The following is a 17,964-nucleotide window of genomic DNA, read 5'->3' on the forward strand; positions in this document are numbered from 1 at the left end:
TCCGATGGACCGTTTCGCGCCGCCGGTCCGAAGGTCAGGTGCGGAACGGGCCGGTCACGCAGTAGGTGATTCCGCCGGAGGAGGAGCCCGAGGTGCCGCGCTGGGAGGAGAAGTAGAGCCGGTCGCCGGCCGGGCTGAAGGCCGGACCGGTGATCTCCGAGGAGCCCTGGCCGCCGATCCGCAGGAACGGGGAGATCTTGTCGTCCGGGGTGATCAGGCAGATCTCCATGTTGCCGCCGTCCTCGGCGACGTACAGGTCGCCGGAGGAGGAGCCGGTGACGTTGTCGACGCCCGTGAGCGGCGGGGTGCCGGGGCTGACCAGGCTGTCGTCGTAGGCGAGCTCGTACGTGCCGGAGGCCAGGTTGACCTGCCAGACCCGGTTGTCGCCCTTCGTGGTGAACCAGACCGTGTCGCCCGCGTAGTGGCAGCCCTCGCCCCCGTTGAACGACTTGGAGCCCGACACCTGGCTCCTCGTCGCCGTCGGCGAGCCGTCCGGGTCGGGCACGTCCGCCCAGGTGAACGAGCCGGAGGTGGCGGATCCCGCCATCATGACCTGGAGGGTGCCGGAGGACAGGTCGCCCCACGTCGTGGGGATGAACCGGTAGAAGCGCCCGTTGGTCTCGTCCTCGGTCAGGTAGATCACCCGCCGTACGGGGTCGGCGGCGGCCGCCTCGTGCTTGAACCGCCCCATCGCCGGCCGGCGCACGGCCGTGCCGCCGAACGGGTAGGTCTCGTAGACGTAGCCGAGGCTGACCTCCTCGCACGACAGCCACGTGTTCCACGGCGTCTTCCCGCCCGCGCAGTTCGTCCGGGTGCCGGACAGGATCCGGTACGCCGACGTGACGGTGCCGCCGGAGTCGAACCGGATGGCCGAGGCGCCGCCGCCAGGGTTGATCTCGGAGTTGGAGACGTAGATCCAGCCGGTGCCGTCGGCGAAGCAGGCGCCTCCGTCGGGGGCGTTGTGCCAGGTGTAGGAGGTGCCCGGGACGACCTGCCCGGAGCGGGCGATCACCCGGCTGGTGAAGCCGGCGGGCAGCTGGATGCCGTTGGCGTCGGCGGCCTGTAAGGGGCCGTAGGGGCCGGTGGCGTTCTGGGCCGGTGCGGCCAGCGCCGCGCCCTGCCAGAGACTGCCGGAGAAGGCGACCGTGCCCGCGCCGAGCACGGAAGCACGCAGGAAATGACGACGCTCCATCGAGGAGACCTCCTTGAGGGGGGTGCGGCCTCGCTGACAGTAAGTCGGGCGAGGGGACAACCGGCTGTCAGGAAAGTTAACGGCCGCAGTGCGGTGGAACACATTCCGGTGCGCGCTTGCGCGGGCGGCGGGCCCTGGACTGAACTGGGTGTCGTGATCGACGGCCGTGCCGACATCGTCGAACAGGGCCCGCGCCGGCCCCGCCGCGCGGGGATCGTGGTGCTGCTCGCCCTGCTGGCCGTGCCGCTCATCGCGTTCCTCACCGGCCGGGACACCGACCGCCGTCCGGCCCCGGTCGTCACCGCCCCGGCGCCCGTGCGCCAGGCTGGTGGGGTGGTGCCCAACGCCCTCTACCCCGTGGCGAGCGGCACAGGCGGCACCAGGACGTTGCGGGTCACGTTCCCCGACGGGTCGCGGGCGGAGCTCACGTACCCGGCCGGGCTGAACCTGGCCTCGCTCGGGGCGCGCCCGTACACGAGCGCCACCCTGTCCGGCGGCGGGACGGCGGAGGTGTTCCGCCCGCTCACCGCTCCCTTCTACGGCGAGGCGGAGATCGCCGCCGGCCGCCCGATGGTACGCGCGCTCACCCGGACCGTCACGCTGTGGCCCGGCCCGCTCGGGGTGGACGGCGCCGGCCAGGTGCTGCTCTTCGGCTTCGGCGACTGGCGGGTGGCGCTGCAGGACGAGACCGCCGGGATGACGTTCGAACAGCGGCTGGCCTGGGCCGAGAACCTGCGCGGCAGGCTCACCCCCGACGGCTTCCTCACCCTGTCGGCCGGCGGTCCGCTGCGCCTGTCGCGGCCCGGCGAGGTCCGCGACGGCGTGCTCGTCGGGCCGCAGCTGTGGCTGGGCGGGCTGAGCCGCCGCATGCTGGTGATCGCCCCGGATCCCGGCTGCGGGGGGCCCAGCGGGGGGCCCAGCGGCACGCCCGTCGTCGACCCGCGCCACACCATCGCGGGCAGCGCCTGCCGCGACGGCTTCTTCCTGGCCGCCTCCGGCGACGACGCGTTCGTCCGCAGCGCGCTGAAGGACGTCCGCGCCCGCGCCCTCTGACCCCGCCACACCCTCCGACCTCGCACCCCCAACTCCGCCACCAGCACGGCGACGCGGGCAACGACCTGCTGACCGGCGGGAGCGGGACCGACCGGTTCTTCCCCGGCGTGGCGACGATCGGGTGGCCGTCAGCGGCGGCGCCCGGCAGCCGTGGTCACGACTCGGGCCGGCCGTCCGCGCCGGCGTCCAGCAGCCGCCGCCCGAGGACGCTCGCGGCCTCGCGCAGTTCGGGGCAGCGCACGATCCGGTACGGGGCCGGGATCGCCACGAGCTGCCCGGCGTACCAGGCCGGGTTGCTGGTGCTGCCGACCAGGCGGCTGGTGCCGGGGCCGAGCGGTTCGACCCGCCCCAGAGCTCGGGGCAGGTGGTCCGCCACGACGCCGGCGGGGGCGTCGATGACGACCTCGGCGTCGTACTCCCAGCCGACGGCGAGGTGCTCCTCCAGCTCGGCGACCGGGTCGAGGCCGGCCGGCGGGCTGAAGGGGACGTCGAGCACCTCCACGCCCCGGACCCGGTCGATCCGGTAGGCCCGCCGGGCGCCGGCGGTGTGGGACCGGCACAGCAGATACCACCGCCCGTGGCGTACGACGACCGCCCACGGGTCGACCTCCACGACCCGCTCCCGCCCGGCCTCGGAGCGGTAGCCGAGCCGCACCCGCCGGTGGTTGGCACAGGCCTGCACCAGAGCGGTCGTGGTCTCGGGGTCGGGCCGCGCGGCGCCGCGGTCGGGGGCGGGCGCGGTGGTCCGGCGGACGGCCTCGGCCTGGGCGGCCACCGACTCCGGCAGCGCGCGTACGATCTTGCCGAGCGCGCCGCCGACCGGGCCGGAGGGATCGCCGGCGTCGTGGTGGCCGTCGAGCACGGCCATGACCAGCCCGAGCGCCTCGGCGGCGGTGAACATCAGGGGCGGCAGCCGCAGCCCGCGCCCGAGGCGATAGCCGCCGTAGGGCCCCCGGGTGGACTCGATCGGGATGCCCGCCTCGCGCAGGATCTCGACGTAACGCCGCGCGGCCCGCTCCGAGACGCCGAGTTTGGCGGCGAGCCGGTCCGCGGTGATGCCCGGGCCGGCCTGGACCAGCTCGAGGGCCAGCAGTGCCCGGGCCGTGGGGCTCAGGTCGGGCAGCACGACATCACCGCATTCCGGAAGCAGAACGTCCGGAACGGACCCTAACATGCAGCCATGATTCACCCATCCTCGACGTTGGAGCCGATCCAGCCCGGCCGGTTGACCATCGTCCCCGCCAACGAGGCGCCGTGGGAGGACCTCGCCGCGATCTTCGACGCCGGGGAGGCGAAGCGGTGCCGGTGCCAGCGGTTCAAGGTCGTCGGCTGGATCTGGCGCGACTCCACGCTGGAGGAACGTACCGCGATGCTCCGGGCCCAGACCGCCTGCGGCGACCCGGACGCCCCGTCCACCAGCGGGCTGGTGGCCTACGTGGACGGCGAGCCGGCCGGCTGGGTCGCGGTCGAGCCGCGGACGGCCTACCCCAAGCTGCGCACCTCCCGCGTGCCGTGGACCGGCCGCCAGGAGGACAAGGACGACGGCGACGTCTGGGCGGTGACCTGCTTCGTGATCCGGAAGGCCCACCGCGGTCGCGGCCTGACCTATCTCCTCGCCCGGGCCACGGTCGGCTTCGCCCGCGAACGCGGCGCCCGGGCGCTGGAGGCCTATGCGATGCTCACCGAGCCGGGCAAGGAGATCATCTGGGGCGAGCTGCACGTGGGCGCCCGGCAGGTCTTCGAGGACGCCGGGTTCACGGAGGTCAGCCGCCCCACCACCCGGCGGGTGGTCATGCGGATCGACTTCGGGTGAGCCCCTGCCGGGGCGGGCGGAGTGCCGGCGCCCGCCCCGGGGCCGTTACCGGTAGGTGATGTCGGACGCCGAGTACAGGCAGTGCACCCCGTCGGGGCCGGAGCCGAGCTTCTCCGGCTCGCTGCCCTTGGGCACGCCCTTGTACCTCTCGCAGATGGTGGCGCTGCCGTACACGGTGATCCGGCTGAAGCGCGCGGTGTCGCCCCAGTTGGAGTTGATCCCGGCCAGCACGCTGGTGGAGCGGGCGGTGACGCCGTCCATCACCACGTGGCGCTGGTAGGAGGTGGAGCAGTTGCCGCACGCCCGGTACAGCTTGCCGGAGCTGTGCACCTGGAAGTTCTTGATGGTCAGCGTGCCGGCCCCGTTGTGCTGGAAGACCTTGTCCGAGCCGGACCTGGCGCCGCCGCCGTCCACCAGGTACGTGGCCGACGAGCTGGAGCTCTTGAACGTGGCGGCGTCCTCGCCGACGTCGTTCCACCAGACGTTGCGGATGGTGCAGGAGCCCTCGCAGTGGATGCCGTCGCCGGCCGGCGCGTCGAGGATGACGTTCTGGATCGTCCCGCCGTTCGGCACCACGAACATCGGGTCCTGGCTCTCGCCCTGGCCGCCGTCGCCGATGCCGTAGTAGCGCTTCATGCCGCCGTCGAAGAACGAGCCGAGGTTTCGCGTGCTCGTGGTGTGCACGCTGCCCGTGTCCGACGGCCACGGGCCGCTGCCGTTACCGCCGCCGCTGGTGGGGGTCACGGTCGGGGTGGGAGTCGGGTCGGGGCCGGGGGTGCCGCCGCCCGCGGGCCGCAGCGTCCACTGCTTGGTGGCCACCGAGTCGCAGGAGTTCTGCTGGAGCGGGGCGTTGGCCGCGGTGGAGTTGTCCTTGACGTTGAGGCACTTGCCGCCGTTGGCGTTGACCACCCGGTAGTTCGAGCCGGAGGCGGTGAGCTGCCAGCTCTGCGAGGCGGCCGAGGTGCACGACTCCTGCTGGACCGCCTTGCCGGCGCTGGTCGAGGCGTCCCGTACGCCGGCGCACTTGCCGCTGTGCTGCGCCTTGACCTGGTAGGCGCTGCCCGCGGCGGTCAGCGTGAAGACCTGCCCGGCCGAGCCGGCGCAGGTGGCCTGAACGAGCTGGACACCGTCCCCGGCGCTCTGCCCGGGTACGGTCGCGCACAGGCCGCTGCCGGCGTTGACCAGCGTGTAGTTGCCGTTGGATGGAGCGGCCGAGGCGGGTGCGGTGGCCAGCGCCGCCAGCCCGCCGGTCAGCAGCAGGCCGGCGGCCGTCGCGATCGCCAGCCTGATGCCGGGACTAGTTCTTCTGCGCACGTCAGCTCCGTTCGACGAGGATCGGTAAGCGCTTTCCCGGGAAGGCAGCTGAAGTGAAGCACAGGGGGACCGGCGGCGGAAGGCGTCGCCGGCGGGCGCGCGCCGCCGGATCGGCATCCGGCCAGGTCGGCCCGCATGTGCGCGGACGGCTGGAGTTGCAGGCAGGCGGTGAAAGTTTCATCGGCGGGTAACGAGCCGCCCTCTCCGAAGCGGAGAATCTCTGATCCGGAGGACTAGATTGGGAAGGTGGCCGACAAACACCCCGAGACTGTCTTCCGCGAGTTCCTGGTCGCGGTCCTGCTGCACAACGAGGCGGTCGCCGACCGGCTCGGCCTGCAACCGGTCGACGTCGCCGCCGCCATCCTGCTGGAGACGCGGGGGCCGCTCGCCGTGGGGGCGATCTCCGAGGAGCTCGGGCTGCCGTCCGCCTCGACGACCAGGCTGATCGACCGGCTGGAGAGGGCGGGCTACGTGCGCCGGGTGCGCGGCGAGCGCGACCGGCGCTCGGTCACCGTGGAACTGGTCGAGGGCGGCCTCGACGACTACGACGCCGCCTGCGAGTCGTCCCGGCGACACCTGGACGAGATCGGCGCGCACTACGCGCCGGAGCAGGTGCCGCTGCTGCTGGACATGTTCGCCCGCGTCGCCGGGGCCTACCGATCGGCCACCAGGGAGCTGCGGGGAGGGTCTCACGGGACCAGCAGGCCCCAGTAGAACGCCCACGGGACGAACGCCACCCCGGCGGCGAGCAGGAGCCCGAGCCGCACGCGTTCCCCGCGCTCGGCCACCCGCCGCCACCGCGCCGCGGTCAGCACGGTCGCCACGACGGCCACGACCGCGAGCCCTTGGAGCACCAGCCAGACCACCGGCCGGTCGCCCAGCAGCGGCCCGGGGACCGACAGCTTCCCACCGGTCATGATCAGGTAGAACAGGTACCCGAACCCGCCGGCGAGCGCCGCGAGACCGGCGGCGCTGACGAGCCGGGCCGCCTTGACCACGTGCGGGCCTTCCCGTCGCCGCACCCGCCGCACCAGGGCCACCACCGGATAGCCGACGAACCCGGCCAGGATCAGCGCCAGGACCGCGAGCTGCGCCGCCGCCGACTCCCACCACGACACCGGCGGCACGTCCACGGTGTCACTGGCCTGGACCGGCGTGGGCCCGGAAATCCTGGCCACGGGCGCCCGGCCGGAGATCGCCTCGCCCACCCAGCTGCCCACGAGCTCCGCGTAGCCGGGGGCCAGGTCGGGCAGCCGCGTCACCCCGGCGTCGGGGGTACGGTGCGCGGCGTGGTCGGCGTCGGCGAAGAACTGGAACGTGTACTGCCGGTTCCCCCCGGACTCGAGGGCCTGCGCGAAGATCGGCGGGCTCTCCCTGGGCGGGGTCAGCAGGTCGTGGACGCCCCAGATCGCCAGCACGGGCTGGCGCACGCCCGCGATGATCGGCCGCGGGTCGAAGTTCGGCTCGGGGAACATCCCCCCGTCGGCGATCACCCGGTACAGGTTGGGCTCCGCCCGGTCGACGACCGAACCGCCCACGCCGGCCTTGCGCAGCCCCGCCGCCACCGCCCAGGTCTGCTGCCGCAGCGGCGGCAGCGCGTTGGCGCCCACGATGATCATGAACGCGATGTCCGAGGAGCGCGACGCCGCGATCGGCGCCACCCAGCCGCCCTCGCTGAGCCCCCAGATGCCGATCTTGGCCGGGTCCACCCCCGGCTGCTGCCGGAGCGTCCTGATCGCCCCCAGCGCGTCTTCGGCGAGGCTCGCGTACGACCTCTTGAACAGCGAGTAGCCCTCCGAGCGCTTGTCGTAGATCAGCACGGAGAGCCCCTGGCGGGCGAAGGCGACGGCCTCCCCCAGCAGCTTCTCCCGTGGCGTCCCGGTGCCGGCCCCGTGCACGAGCACCATCCCGGGCCGCCCGCCCGTCGCGGACGCCGGGCTGATCACGCTGCCGTGCAGTTGGAGCCCGCCGCCGCCGCGGAAGCTCACCTCGGTCGCCGTGAGCCCTTCGGGAAGCGGGACGCTTCGAGTGGTCGCGGCAGCACTTAAGGGCGTGAGCGCCGACAGCACGGCGATCAGGCCCGCGAGAATCATCATTCGCATATTGCCGACACTAGTCTGCAGAGAACTCTCGGCAAAGGCTTGTCTGCAGATATCGTTCTGGAGGACTAGCCTGCTCCTCATGAAGGACGACGAGCCGTTCCTGCTGAACGACCCCGACAGGCTCAAGGCCCTGGCCCACCCCATGCGCCGCCGCATGCTCACCCACCTGAACCTGCACGGCCCGGCCACCTCCACCACCCTCGGCGAGCTGCTCGGGGCGAAGACCGGCACCACCAGCTACCACCTGCGCCAGCTGGAGAAATACGGCTTCATCGAGGAGATCCCCGAGCGTTCCACGGGCCGCGAGCGCTGGTGGCGGCGGGCCACACTCCCCCGCGACATGCGGCTGCCCACCCCCGACGAGCTGGCGCCGGAGGACCGGCCGGCCCTGGAGGAGTTCCACCGGATCGGGTACGAGGAGGACCGGGTCCTGTTCGAGCGCTTCCCGGCCGCCTTCCGCGCCGACCCCGCGTGGGCGAGAGGATCCAGGGGGCTCGCCCGCATGACCAAGGAGGAGCTGAACGAGTTCTACGAGGCGTACATCGCCCTGCTCATGAAGTACGGCCACCCCGCCGACGAGGCGCCGCCCGGCTCACGCCCGGTCTACGTCCGGATGTTCACGCTCCCCGCCGACGAGGAATGACGCGGGCGCCCGCCCGTACGGGCCGGCCGGCGGGCTCGGGGCGTAGGTAGCCTCGGGGGCCGCTAGGCGAGGACGCCGGGTGGCCTGCGGGCCAGCCGGCGGCCGATGAGCTGCATCGGCCGCTCCAGGAACCGGTGGCTCAGCCAGCTCGCCGGCAGGAGCAGGGCGAGGAAGAGGACGCCGACGCCGATCTGCAGGAGCGGTGGCGACCAGCGCATCTCCCCCGCCACCTGCATGATCACCAGCAGGATCGGCAGGTGCACCAGGTAGAGGGAGTAGCTGATCGCGCCGAGCCAGGCGAGGAGGGCGGGCACCCGCCGGGCCCGCCAGGCCATGGCGGCGGCGAAGGTGCCGGCCGCGAGCAGGATGGTGAGGCTCCACACGTCCGGCCGCACCCACCACCAGCCGGCGTTGGCCGCCCAGAGCGGCGTCGCGGCCACCAGCGAGGCGGCGACGGCCACCGGCCAGAGCGGCCCCTCGCCGCGCTCCCATCGGCGGATCGCCATGCCGGCGAACATGACGGCCAGGATCGCCGCGCCGAACCAGGGAACGCGGCTGCCCAGCAGCACCAGGACCAGCGCCATCACGCCCAGCGCGCCGGCCGCGGCCGTCCGCCCCCGGCCGGAGACCACGCAGGCCAGACCGACGACGAACGCCCCGGCCGACAACCAGGCCAGCCACCCGCCCGTCAGCGGCGCCCCGGTCAGCGCCAGCCCGGCGACGGAGCCGAGCACCGCGAACACGACCGGCAGCACGCCGCGGCGGTCGCGCACCCCGGCCACGAACAGCGCGGCGGCCAGCAGGTAGAAGACCATCTCGTACGACAGCGTCCACATGGTGTTCAGCACCCCGGCCGCACCGACCGCGTCCATCATCATCGTCACGTGGGCGGCCACGGACGACGGGTCCCTGGCCACCTCCGGCCGGATCGGGATCCACCAGGACAGCGCGAGGACCAGGGCGATGACCGCGAGGTAGAGCGGGTAGAGGCGGAAGAGCCGGCCGATCCAGAAGGCCCGCAGGTCGCCGTGCCGTTCCAGGGAGGTCGGGATGATGTACCCGCTGACCAGGAAGAACACCAGCACGCCGTAGATGCCGAGGTTGATCGCGGTGGGCCGTAGCCACGGCATGGCCCAGGTCGTCAGGTGCTCGCCCACGACGGCGAGGGCGCCGATGCCGCGTAACGCGTCCAGCCACGCGAGCCTGGACGGTCCCGGCTGCGCGACATGGGGGGTTTTCAGCGGGGCAGTCGGCATATGCCACAACGTATCGGAGTGGCGCCCGCCACGGATCACCCGCTCCACGTCCTGCCTCTCCGCATCCGGGGTTGGCGGGCTCTTGACACGGCATCGCACATTTGAAAACTTCCTTTACAGATCGGGGGTTGACAACGCTGTCATGATTCCTCGTGAAAGGTGCCCCCCCGGATGAAGCACCCTCCCCGGCGCCCCCTCCTCATGGCGCTCTTGTCCACCGCACTCACCCTCCTCCTCGCCGCCCCCGCGACCGCGGCCCTGACCTCGGGGACCGGCCCGGACCCCATTCCCAATCCCGGCCCGTCGGGCACCCCGGCCCCCGGCCCCTCCTACAGCCCGCCGCCCGACCCCGGAGCGGCCGAGCCGCCGGCGCCCCCGGCGGAGGTGCAACGGGCGGCGCGGGACGGGCAGGCGCTGGCCAGGGATGAGGGCGCGGCCTTCGCCTCCTCCTTCGAGCCGGGCGACCCGCAGCCGACCTGGGTCAACACGGCCGAGCGGGCCTCCAACACCACCGGGACACTGCCCGGCGGCATCGAGGGCAGCATCACGGACCGGATCGTCCAGGTGGGCGCCAGCGGCGAGTACGCGGCCTCGGGCGAGGTGAAGGAGAACCTGGCCGACACCGACGTGAACACCAAGTGGCTGGTGTTCACCGCCACGGGCTGGGCCCGGTACACCCTGGCCGAACCCGTGGCGGTCGTGCACTACGCGCTGACCTCCGCCAACGACGCGCCCGAGCGCGACCCGCGCGACTGGCAGCTCCAGGGCTCGCCGGACGGGCAGAGCTGGACCACGCTGGACACCCGCACGGACGAGACGTTCACCGCCCGCCTGCAGCGCAAGGAGTACCGCTTCGCCGGCACCACCGCCTACGCCCACTACCGGCTGAACGTCACCCGGATCGGCAGCGGCTCGACCCTGCAGCTGGCCGAGTGGGAGCTGTCCGACGGCCGGACCGGTCCCCGGCCGCCCAGCGACATGCGCAGCCAGGTGGGCACGGGGCCGACCGGCGGGTTCGTCTCCAAGCCGCGGGCCGGCTTCTCCGGTCTGCGGGCCTTCCAGTACGCCGGCAGCACCACCTCGGAGGACGGCGGTCACTCCACCAACAAGGTGTTCGAGGTGGACATCCCGGTCACGTCCACGACCGAGCTGTCGTACGTGGTCTTCCCCGAGTTCACCGCGGCCGACCTGCGCTACCCCAGCACGTACGTCTCGGTGGACCTGGCCTTCCGCGACGGCACCCACCTCAGCGACCTGCGGGCCGTCGACCAGCACGGCGTCCGGCTGGCGCCGCGCGAGCAGGGCGCGTCCAAGACCCTGTACGCCGACCAGTGGAACCACAAGCTGGCCCGGATCGGGGAGGTGGCCAGGGGCAAGCGGATCAGCCGCGTCCTGGTGGCCTACGACTTCCCCGGCGGGGCGGCCGGGTTCCGGGGCTGGGTGGACGACATCAGGATCGTCTCGGAGCGGAAGCGGCAGCCGTACGAGGGGCGCGACGACCGGCGGGCCGGGCCCTCGCAGTATGCGGTGACCACCCGGGGGACGCACTCCACGGGCGGGTTCTCGCGGGGCAACAACTTCCCGGCCACCGCGGTGCCGCACGGGTTCAACTTCTGGACGCCGATGACCGACGCCGGCTCGATCAGCTGGCTCTACGAGTACCACCGGGCCAACAACGCGGCCAACCTGCCGGAGATCCAGGCCTTCACCGCCAGTCACGAGCCGAGCCCGTGGATGGGCGACCGGCAGACGTTCCAGTTCATGCCCTCGGCGGCCGAGGGGGTGCCCGACCCGGCGCGTACCGCCCGGGCGCTGGCCTTCCGCCACGAGCGGGAGGTGGCCAGGCCGCACCTGTACGCGGTGACGTTCGACAGCGGGCTGAAGACCGAGATCGCGCCGACCGACCACGCGGCGATGGCCCGCTTCACCTTCCCCGGCTCCTCGGCCAAGCTGATCTTCGACAACGTCGACGACAACGGCGGCCTGACCCTGGACGTCTCGGGCGGCGTCGTGACCGGCCATTCTGACGTGCGCAGCGACCTGTCCACCGGGGCCACCCGGATGTTCTACTACGCCGTCTTCGACCGCCCGGTCACCGGCGGCGGCAAGCTGACCGGGCAGGGCCGGGACAACGTGCTCGGCTACCTGGCCTTCGACGCCGGCCAGGCGCGCACGGTCACCATGCGCATCGCGTCCTCGCTGATCAGCGTGGAGCAGGCCAGGCGGAACCTGGAGCTGGAGCTCGCCGCCTCGGACACGCTGGAGACGGTCAGCGAGCGGGCGCGGCGGGCGTGGGACGCCAAGCTGGGCGTCATCGAGGTCGAGGGCGCGAGCCGGGACCAGCTCGTCACGCTGTACTCCAACCTCTACCGGCTGTTCCTGTATCCCAACTCCGGCTTCGAGAACACCGGCACGGCGGACGCGCCGGTGTACCGGCACGCCGTGCAGTCGGCCACGAGCACCGTGCCGGCCCCGCGGGTGGCGGACGGGAAGGTGTACGTCAACAACGGGTTCTGGGACACCTACCGCACGACGTGGCCGGCGTACGCGCTGCTCACGCCGGGCGCGGCCGGGGAGATGGTGGACGGGTTCGTCCAGCAGTACGAGGACGGCGGCTGGATCGCGCGGTGGTCCTCGCCGGGCTACGCCGATCTGATGGTCGGCACCAGCTCCGACGTGGCCTTCGCCGACGCCTACCTGAAGGGGGTGACGGGTTTCGACGCCGCGACCGCGTACCAGGCGGCGGTCAGGAACGCCACCGTGGCCCCGCCGACCCGCCACGTGGGGCGCAAGGGCCTGGCCACCTCCGCCTTCCTCGGGTACACCGCCGTCCAGTCCACGGGCGAGGCCATGTCATGGGCCATGGACGGCTACATCAACGACTTCGGGATCGCGAACATGGCCAAGGCGCTGGCCGAGCGCGCCACCGGGGCGCAGCGGACCCGCTACCTGGAGGAGTACGAATATTTCCGGAACCGGGCCCAGAACTACGTGCACCTGTTCGACCCGGCCGTGCGCTTCTTCCAGGGCAGGAACACCGACGGCTCCTTCCGCCGCAAGCCGGGCGCCTACGACCCGCGGGCCTGGGGCTTCGACTACACCGAGACCAACGGCTGGAACATGGCCTTCCACGTCCCGCAGGACGGCCGCGGCCTGGCCAACCTGTACGGCGGCGCGGACCGGCTGGCGGCCAAGCTGGACGCCTTCTTCGCCGAGCCGGAGACGGCGCTGTTCCCCGGCTCGTACAGCGGGATCATCCACGAGATGCGCGAGGCCCGGGACGTGCGGATGGGCCAGTACGGGCACAGCAACCAGCCCTCCCACCACATCCCCTACATGTACGACTACGCCGGGCAGCCGTGGAAGACCCAGGCCAAGGTGCGCGAGGCGCTCTCGCGGCTGTACCTGGGCAGCGAGATCGGCCAGGGCTACCCGGGCGACGAGGACAACGGCGAGATGTCGGCCTGGCAGGTCTTCGGCGCGCTGGGCTTCTACCCGCTGCAGATGGGCAGCCCGTACTACGCCATCGGCTCGCCGCTGTTCAAGAAGGCCACGGTGCACCTGGAGGGCGGCCGGAAGCTGGTGGTCAAGGCGCCGGGCAACAGCGCGCGCGACGTCTACGTGCAGGGGCTGAAGGTCAACGGCAGGTCGTACGACCGGACGTACCTGCCGCACGACCTGATCGCCAAGGGCGGCGAGCTGGTGTTCGAGATGGGGCCGAAGCCGTCCCGCTGGGGCACCGGCAGGAACGCGGCCCCGCCCTCGATCACCGGTGACGACCGCGTGCCCGCGCCGCTGCGCGACGCCACGGGGCCGGGCCGCGGCACGGCGTCGGCGGCCGGCGGCGCCGACGTGAGCGCGCTGTTCGACGACAGCTCGGCCACCCGGGCGACGCTGCCCGAGTGGGTCCGGTACTCCTTCGACGGCGACCGCCGGGCGCGCTTCTACACGCTCACCTCCGGAGCCGGCCAGCCGGCCGAGGACCCGACCGGCTGGGTCCTGGAGGGCTCCGCCGACGGCGTCTCGTGGAAGGTGCTCGACGAGCGGTCCGGCGAGAGCTTCGCGTGGCGGCAGCAGACGCGGCCGTTCAGGATCGCCGAGCCGGGTGCGTACGCCCACTACCGGATCACGTTCGCCGGCGGGACGTCGCTCGCGGAGGCCGAGCTGCTGGCCTCCGCGCCGCCCGAGACCTCGCCGCTGGTCGTCGAGGCCGCCGGCGTCCTGGCCACGCCGGGCGCGACCGTGACGCTGCCGGTGACCGTGTCCAACCACGCCACCGGGCCCGCCACGGGGCGGCTGACCGCGACCGTGCCGGAGGGCTGGACCGTCCAGCCGGCGGCCGCGGACTTCGGGCCCGTCGCGCCGGGCGCGTCCCGGACCCTGTCCTTCCAGGTGACGGTGCCGGCGACGGCGGGTCCCGGCAGCCATCCGGTACGGCTCGCCGCGACCTCCGACCAGGGGGCGGCCGGGGAGCAGGTGATGGTCACGGTGATCGGCGACACCGTGGAGTTCACGCCCGGCACCCCGGCCGAGGAGCCCTGGCTGCTGGAGGAGGACGGGTCGCAGCTCGACGGCGAGGTGTACGACGGCCGTGCCCGGTTCACCGACGGTGACAGCCACGCCACCTACCGGTTCGAGCTGCCCGGCGGGGTGACCGGGGGCACGCTGACGCTGGAGCTCGGCAACCAGTTCCTGGTGCAGGTCTCGGCCGACAACCAGAGCTGGCGGACGGTGCTGCAGGAGAGCGCGAACGTGCGTGACCTGTCCAACCGGGCGCCGCGCGCGCTCGACGTCAACGAGCTGCGCGGTGATTCCCGCACGTTCTACGTGCGCATCGGGGACAGCCGGCCGCAGGACGGCTGGGGGTCCTGGCTCGCCAGGGTCCGGCTGGACCTGACGCGTACGGCGGGCTAGCCGGTTTCACCGGGCCCGGGGACTTTCGTCCCCGGGCCCCTTTTTTTGTTCGGCCGCGGCTTGCAGTTCGGGTTACGAACTAATATGGTTCGTATCCCGAACGAGATTTATGGATTTCTCAGGAGTGTGCCATCATGGGCCGGAAAGTTGTGATCATCGGCGGCGGGTACGGCGGCGCCAGCGCCGCCAAGGCGCTGGACCAGGACGCCGACGTCGTCCTCGTCGAACCGAAGGACGCCTTCGTCCAGAACGCGGTGTCGCTGCGCGCGCTGGTGCGGCCGGAGTGGGCCGACAACCTGTTCATCCCCTATGACCGGTTGCTGCAACGGGGCCGGGTCCTCAGGGAGCGGGCGGTCTCGGTCGACGCCGGCGGTGTGGTCCTGGGCTCCGGCGAGCGGCTCGACGCCGACTACCTGGTGCTGGCGACCGGCTCCGGCTACCCCTTCCCGTTCAAGTTCGACACCGACCGGTCAGGCCAGGCGCGCGAGCGGCTGCTGACCCTGCACGCCGGGCTCGCGGCCGCCACCCGCGTCCTGATCACCGGCGCGGGGCCGGTCGGGCTGGAGCTGGCCGGGGAGATCAAGGCGGTGTGGCCGGACAAGCACGTCACCATCGTCGACCCGGCCCCCGAGCTCCTCCCCCGCTTCGCCCCGCAGCTGCGCGAAGACCTGCGCCGGCAGCTCGACGCGCTCGGGGTGGACCTGCGGCTGGGAACGACCCTGGGCGCGCAGCCCCCGGTCGAGCCCGGCAGAGCCGAGCCGTTCACCGTACCCCTCACCGGGCCGACCACCGGCGAGGAGATCTCCGCCGACATCTGGTTCCGCGCCCACGGCGTCACCGTCCACACCGCCTACCTCGGCACGGACCTGGCCACCGCCCGCACGCCGGAGGGCTTCGTCCGCGTGGGCGACCGGCTGAACGTCCACGGCTTCGATCACGTCTACGCCATCGGCGACATCACCGACCTGCCCGAGGCGAAGATGGCGGGCAACGCGATGAGCCACGCGGAGGTCGTGGCCGCCAACATCCTCGCCCAGGTCCGGAACGAGCAGCCCACCAGCGTCTACCGGCCGTCCGAGGTGCCCTTCGTACTGCTCCCCCTCGGCCCCGAGGGCGGCGTCGGCCAGCTGCCCTCCCCCGACGGACCGATCGTCCTGTCGGGACAGACGGTCTCCGAGTACAAGGGCGCCGACCTGTTCACCGGCCGCTTCGCCGAGCTGTTCGGCACCGACACCCGCCGACCGGAGGCCGCCTGACGCGCCCCAAAGGCGACCCGACCGCGAAACTCCGCAACCGCCCGACCGCGAGCCCGGCCCGCGGCGGCCAGCCCGAGCAACGGCCCGGTTGGCGTCCCGATTGGCGGGCCGGTTGGCGGCCCGATTGGCCGCCCGATTGGCGGGCCGAGGATCCGGCCTGGCGACGCGCCCGACCCGCCATCCCGCCTGGCGACGGGCGTGACCGGGAACGCGGCCCGGTCACGCCCGGTCAGCGGCCGGAGGCGGGAGCTGGGGCGGAGGCGGGAGCGGCGGCGGGGGGCGTCTCGTCCCGCTCCAGGAAGATCATCGGCACGTTGTTGTCGCTGACCACCCGGCCGAGCAGGTCGGCGAGCTGGTCGCTCTCCCCGCCGTCGAGCCCCGCCGGAAGCTCCGCGATCCGCTGGCAGGTGGCGGTGTAGAACGTCTCGGCCAGCTCGCCGCCCCGCTTGGTGAGCGCGACGCGGACCGCGCGCCGGTCCTTCGGGTCGGGCTCGCGGCGCACCAGGCCGCGCTGGGCGGTCCTGTCCACCAGCTCGGTGAGGCTGGACTTGGCCAGCCGCAACATCGACCCGAGGGCGCTCATCCCGTACGGCTGCGCCATCAGCACGCAGAGCAGTTGCCCCTGCTGAGAGGTCAGCCCGTATTCGCGGGCCGACTCGGCGTAGACGGCGTTCACCAGAAAGGCCGACCGCACCAGCGCGGCCACGACCCCCAGATTTTCCTCAGCCTTAGCCACTCGGTTAGGCTACCACATATTGTTCGCTATACGAACTAATGGAGGGGTACCTATGACGGCGTTGTTCGGCGTCGGGATCTCAACCGCTGTAAGCGCCGCACGCGAGACCCTGCGGCACGCGGCCCAGGCCGATCGGGACGGGCTGGACCTGTTCACCGTATCCGATCATCCCTATTTCGCCGACCGCCTGGACGCCTACTCCCTGGTGGGCATGGCCCTGGGCGGCACCACGCGGATCGCGGGCCTGGTGAGCGTCACCAACCTGCCCAGCCGCCCCGCGCCGATGCTGGCCCGTACTATCACCTCGCTGTCCGCGCTGTCCGGGGGCCGGATCGTGCTGGGGGCGGGCGCGGGCGGCCTGTGGGAGGACATCGCCAGGCTGGGCGTGCCGAAGCTGGGGCCGGGCGCGGCGGTACGCGCGTTCGAGGAGGCCGTCACCCTCATCAGGGCGCTGTGCGGCGGCGGGGACCGGGTCACTTTCGACGGCGAGTTCTACCAGGTCACCGACCTGGAGCCGGCACCCGTCCCGGCCCCGCCGGTGTGGACCGGCTCGGTCGGGCCGAAGTCGCTGGCCGCGACCGGCCGGGTGGCCGACGGCTGGATCCCCGGGCACGCCGCCGACTGGCTCAGCCCCCGTTACCGCACCTCGCGCCCCATCATCGACCGCGCGGCCACCGACGCCGGCCGGGACCCCGGGGACATCGCCACGATCTACAACCTGCCCGGCGTCATCACACCGCACCCGCTCGCCGAGACCCGCGACCACGAGGGCCGCTGGATCGGCGGCTCGGCCGAGCAGTGGATCGAGGAACTCACCGGCGCCGTGCTCGACCACGGCGCCTCGGGCTTCGTCTACTTTCCCGACGACGACACCCCCACCGACCTGGCACTCGGCCGATGGGCCAACGAGATAGTCCCCGCCGTCAGAGAAGCCACCACCCCACGCCCCTGACCCCCGCCAGAGAAGCCACCACCCCACGCCCCTGACCCCCGACAGAGAAGCCACCGCCCTCCGCCCTGACCCCCGCCAGAGACCCGGACCACCAACCCCGGCCCATGGACCCGGGCAGTCGGGCAGGAGGCGACAGCGGAGCCGCGGGTGGTGGGTTGGTGGGCGGGGGCGGCGCCAAGGCCGCGCGGGTGGCGTTCGGCTCGCTAGCCTGGGCGGACATGCGCAGGATCGCGATCGTCGGCTGTGGCGGCAGTGGTAAGACGACCCTCGGGCGCCGGCTCGCCGCCCACGTCGGCGCGCCCTTGACCCACCTGGACGCCCTCTACTACGACCCGGGCTGGAACCCCCTGCCGCAGGAGGAGTTCGCCGCGATCCAGCAGCGGCTCGTCGCCGGACCGGAGTGGGTGATCGACGGGAACTACGCCTCCACCCTGCCCATCCGCCTGGCCCGCGCCGACACGGTGGTCTTCCTCGACCTCCCCCCGATCGTGTGCCTGTGGGGCGTGCTGCGGCGCCGCCTGCGCTACCGCGGCGGCCGGCACGCCGACGGCGTCCACGACCGCATCACCTGGGAATTCGTCCGTTACGTCCTGGGCTACCGCCGCCGGATGCGGCCCAAGATCCGCAGGCTCATCGCCGAGCACGCCGCCCACGCCCGGGTCGTCACGCTGACCAGCCGCCGAGCCGCCCGCCGCTTCCAGGAGGCGCTGCCGATCACATAACGCCGCCGGTC

14 protein-coding genes are annotated in these 17,964 nt (G+C 72.8%); 8 read left to right on the top strand and 6 right to left on the bottom strand.

The genetic code is table 11. The features are described from left to right. Window positions 1-34 precede the first annotated feature (34 nt). Window positions 35-1,192, bottom strand: coding sequence for an alkaline phosphatase PhoX (locus tag ACBJ59_RS31690; RefSeq protein ID WP_375113883.1), 1,158 nt, complete (start codon window positions 1,190-1,192; stop codon window positions 35-37). Window positions 1,193-1,345: 153 nt separating this feature from the next. Between ACBJ59_RS31690 and ACBJ59_RS31695 the strand changes: the two genes are divergently transcribed. After that, window positions 1,346-2,245 (top strand): hypothetical protein, encoded by a 900-nt coding sequence (locus ACBJ59_RS31695; protein WP_375113884.1) that lies wholly within the window; start codon window positions 1,346-1,348, stop codon window positions 2,243-2,245. A 154-nt stretch (window positions 2,246-2,399) separates the two neighbouring features. On the opposite strand, the gene ACBJ59_RS31700 is transcribed toward ACBJ59_RS31695, so the two are convergent. Next, window positions 2,400-3,371: a helix-turn-helix transcriptional regulator gene (locus ACBJ59_RS31700; protein ID WP_375113885.1), complete on the bottom strand. Its 972-nt coding sequence runs from the start codon at window positions 3,369-3,371 to the stop codon at window positions 2,400-2,402. A gap of 54 nt (window positions 3,372-3,425) precedes the next feature. On the opposite strand from ACBJ59_RS31700, the gene ACBJ59_RS31705 reads away from it, so the two are divergent. Then, window positions 3,426-4,058 carry a GNAT family N-acetyltransferase gene (locus ACBJ59_RS31705; RefSeq protein WP_375113886.1) on the top strand — a complete coding sequence of 211 codons (633 nt, stop codon included), beginning with the start codon at window positions 3,426-3,428 and terminating at the stop codon, window positions 4,056-4,058. A 45-nt stretch (window positions 4,059-4,103) separates the two neighbouring features. Here the strand turns inward: ACBJ59_RS31705 and ACBJ59_RS31710 are convergent, their stop codons facing one another. Further along, window positions 4,104-5,372, bottom strand: a complete 1,269-nt coding sequence (locus ACBJ59_RS31710; RefSeq protein ID WP_375113887.1) for a pectate lyase — start codon at window positions 5,370-5,372, stop codon at window positions 4,104-4,106. Between the two features lie 246 nt (window positions 5,373-5,618). On the opposite strand from ACBJ59_RS31710, the gene ACBJ59_RS31715 reads away from it, so the two are divergent. Continuing rightward, a complete protein-coding gene (locus ACBJ59_RS31715; RefSeq protein ID WP_375113888.1) occupies window positions 5,619-6,086 on the top strand; it encodes a MarR family winged helix-turn-helix transcriptional regulator in 468 nt (155 codons plus the stop codon). Here ACBJ59_RS31715 and ACBJ59_RS31720 read toward each other — a convergent pair. Next, window positions 6,062-7,474 carry an alpha/beta hydrolase family protein gene (locus ACBJ59_RS31720; protein ID WP_375113889.1) on the bottom strand — a complete coding sequence of 471 codons (1,413 nt, stop codon included), beginning with the start codon at window positions 7,472-7,474 and terminating at the stop codon, window positions 6,062-6,064. The two genes, ACBJ59_RS31715 and ACBJ59_RS31720, sit on opposite strands and share 25 nt — an antisense overlap. Before the next feature lie 79 nt (window positions 7,475-7,553). On the opposite strand from ACBJ59_RS31720, the gene ACBJ59_RS31725 reads away from it, so the two are divergent. Next, window positions 7,554-8,117, top strand: coding sequence for an ArsR/SmtB family transcription factor (locus ACBJ59_RS31725; protein ID WP_375113890.1), 564 nt, complete (start codon window positions 7,554-7,556; stop codon window positions 8,115-8,117). Between the two features lie 62 nt (window positions 8,118-8,179). Here the strand turns inward: ACBJ59_RS31725 and ACBJ59_RS31730 are convergent, their stop codons facing one another. Continuing rightward, window positions 8,180-9,373, bottom strand: a complete 1,194-nt coding sequence (locus tag ACBJ59_RS31730) for an acyltransferase family protein (protein WP_375113891.1) — start codon at window positions 9,371-9,373, stop codon at window positions 8,180-8,182. Window positions 9,374-9,544: 171 nt separating this feature from the next. Here ACBJ59_RS31730 and ACBJ59_RS31735 point away from each other — a divergent pair, with 171 nt between their 5' ends. Both ACBJ59_RS31735 and ACBJ59_RS31740 read left to right on the top strand, forming a co-directional pair. Continuing rightward, complete coding sequence (locus ACBJ59_RS31735; RefSeq protein WP_375113892.1) at window positions 9,545-14,287, top strand: GH92 family glycosyl hydrolase; 4,743 nt, start codon at window positions 9,545-9,547, stop codon at window positions 14,285-14,287. 134 nt (window positions 14,288-14,421) lie between these two features. Continuing rightward, on the top strand, window positions 14,422-15,543 hold the full coding sequence (locus ACBJ59_RS31740; protein WP_375113893.1) for an NAD(P)/FAD-dependent oxidoreductase: 1,122 nt from the start codon (window positions 14,422-14,424) through the stop codon (window positions 15,541-15,543). 229 nt (window positions 15,544-15,772) lie between these two features. Here ACBJ59_RS31740 and ACBJ59_RS31745 read toward each other — a convergent pair whose 3' ends face one another. Further along, on the bottom strand, window positions 15,773-16,279 hold the full coding sequence (locus tag ACBJ59_RS31745; protein ID WP_375113894.1) for a MarR family winged helix-turn-helix transcriptional regulator: 507 nt from the start codon (window positions 16,277-16,279) through the stop codon (window positions 15,773-15,775). 52 nt (window positions 16,280-16,331) lie between these two features. Here ACBJ59_RS31745 and ACBJ59_RS31750 point away from each other — a divergent pair, with 52 nt between their 5' ends. Then, window positions 16,332-17,231: an LLM class flavin-dependent oxidoreductase gene (locus ACBJ59_RS31750; RefSeq protein ID WP_375113895.1), complete on the top strand. Its 900-nt coding sequence runs from the start codon at window positions 16,332-16,334 to the stop codon at window positions 17,229-17,231. 158 nt (window positions 17,232-17,389) lie between these two features. Beyond that, entirely contained in the window at window positions 17,390-17,953 is a 564-nt protein-coding gene (locus ACBJ59_RS31755; RefSeq protein WP_375113896.1) for a topology modulation protein, read from the top strand. Window positions 17,954-17,964 lie beyond the last annotated feature (11 nt).

Source organism: Nonomuraea sp. MTCD27 (assembly GCF_041950495.1).
GTDB lineage: Bacteria > Actinomycetota > Actinomycetes > Streptosporangiales > Streptosporangiaceae > Nonomuraea.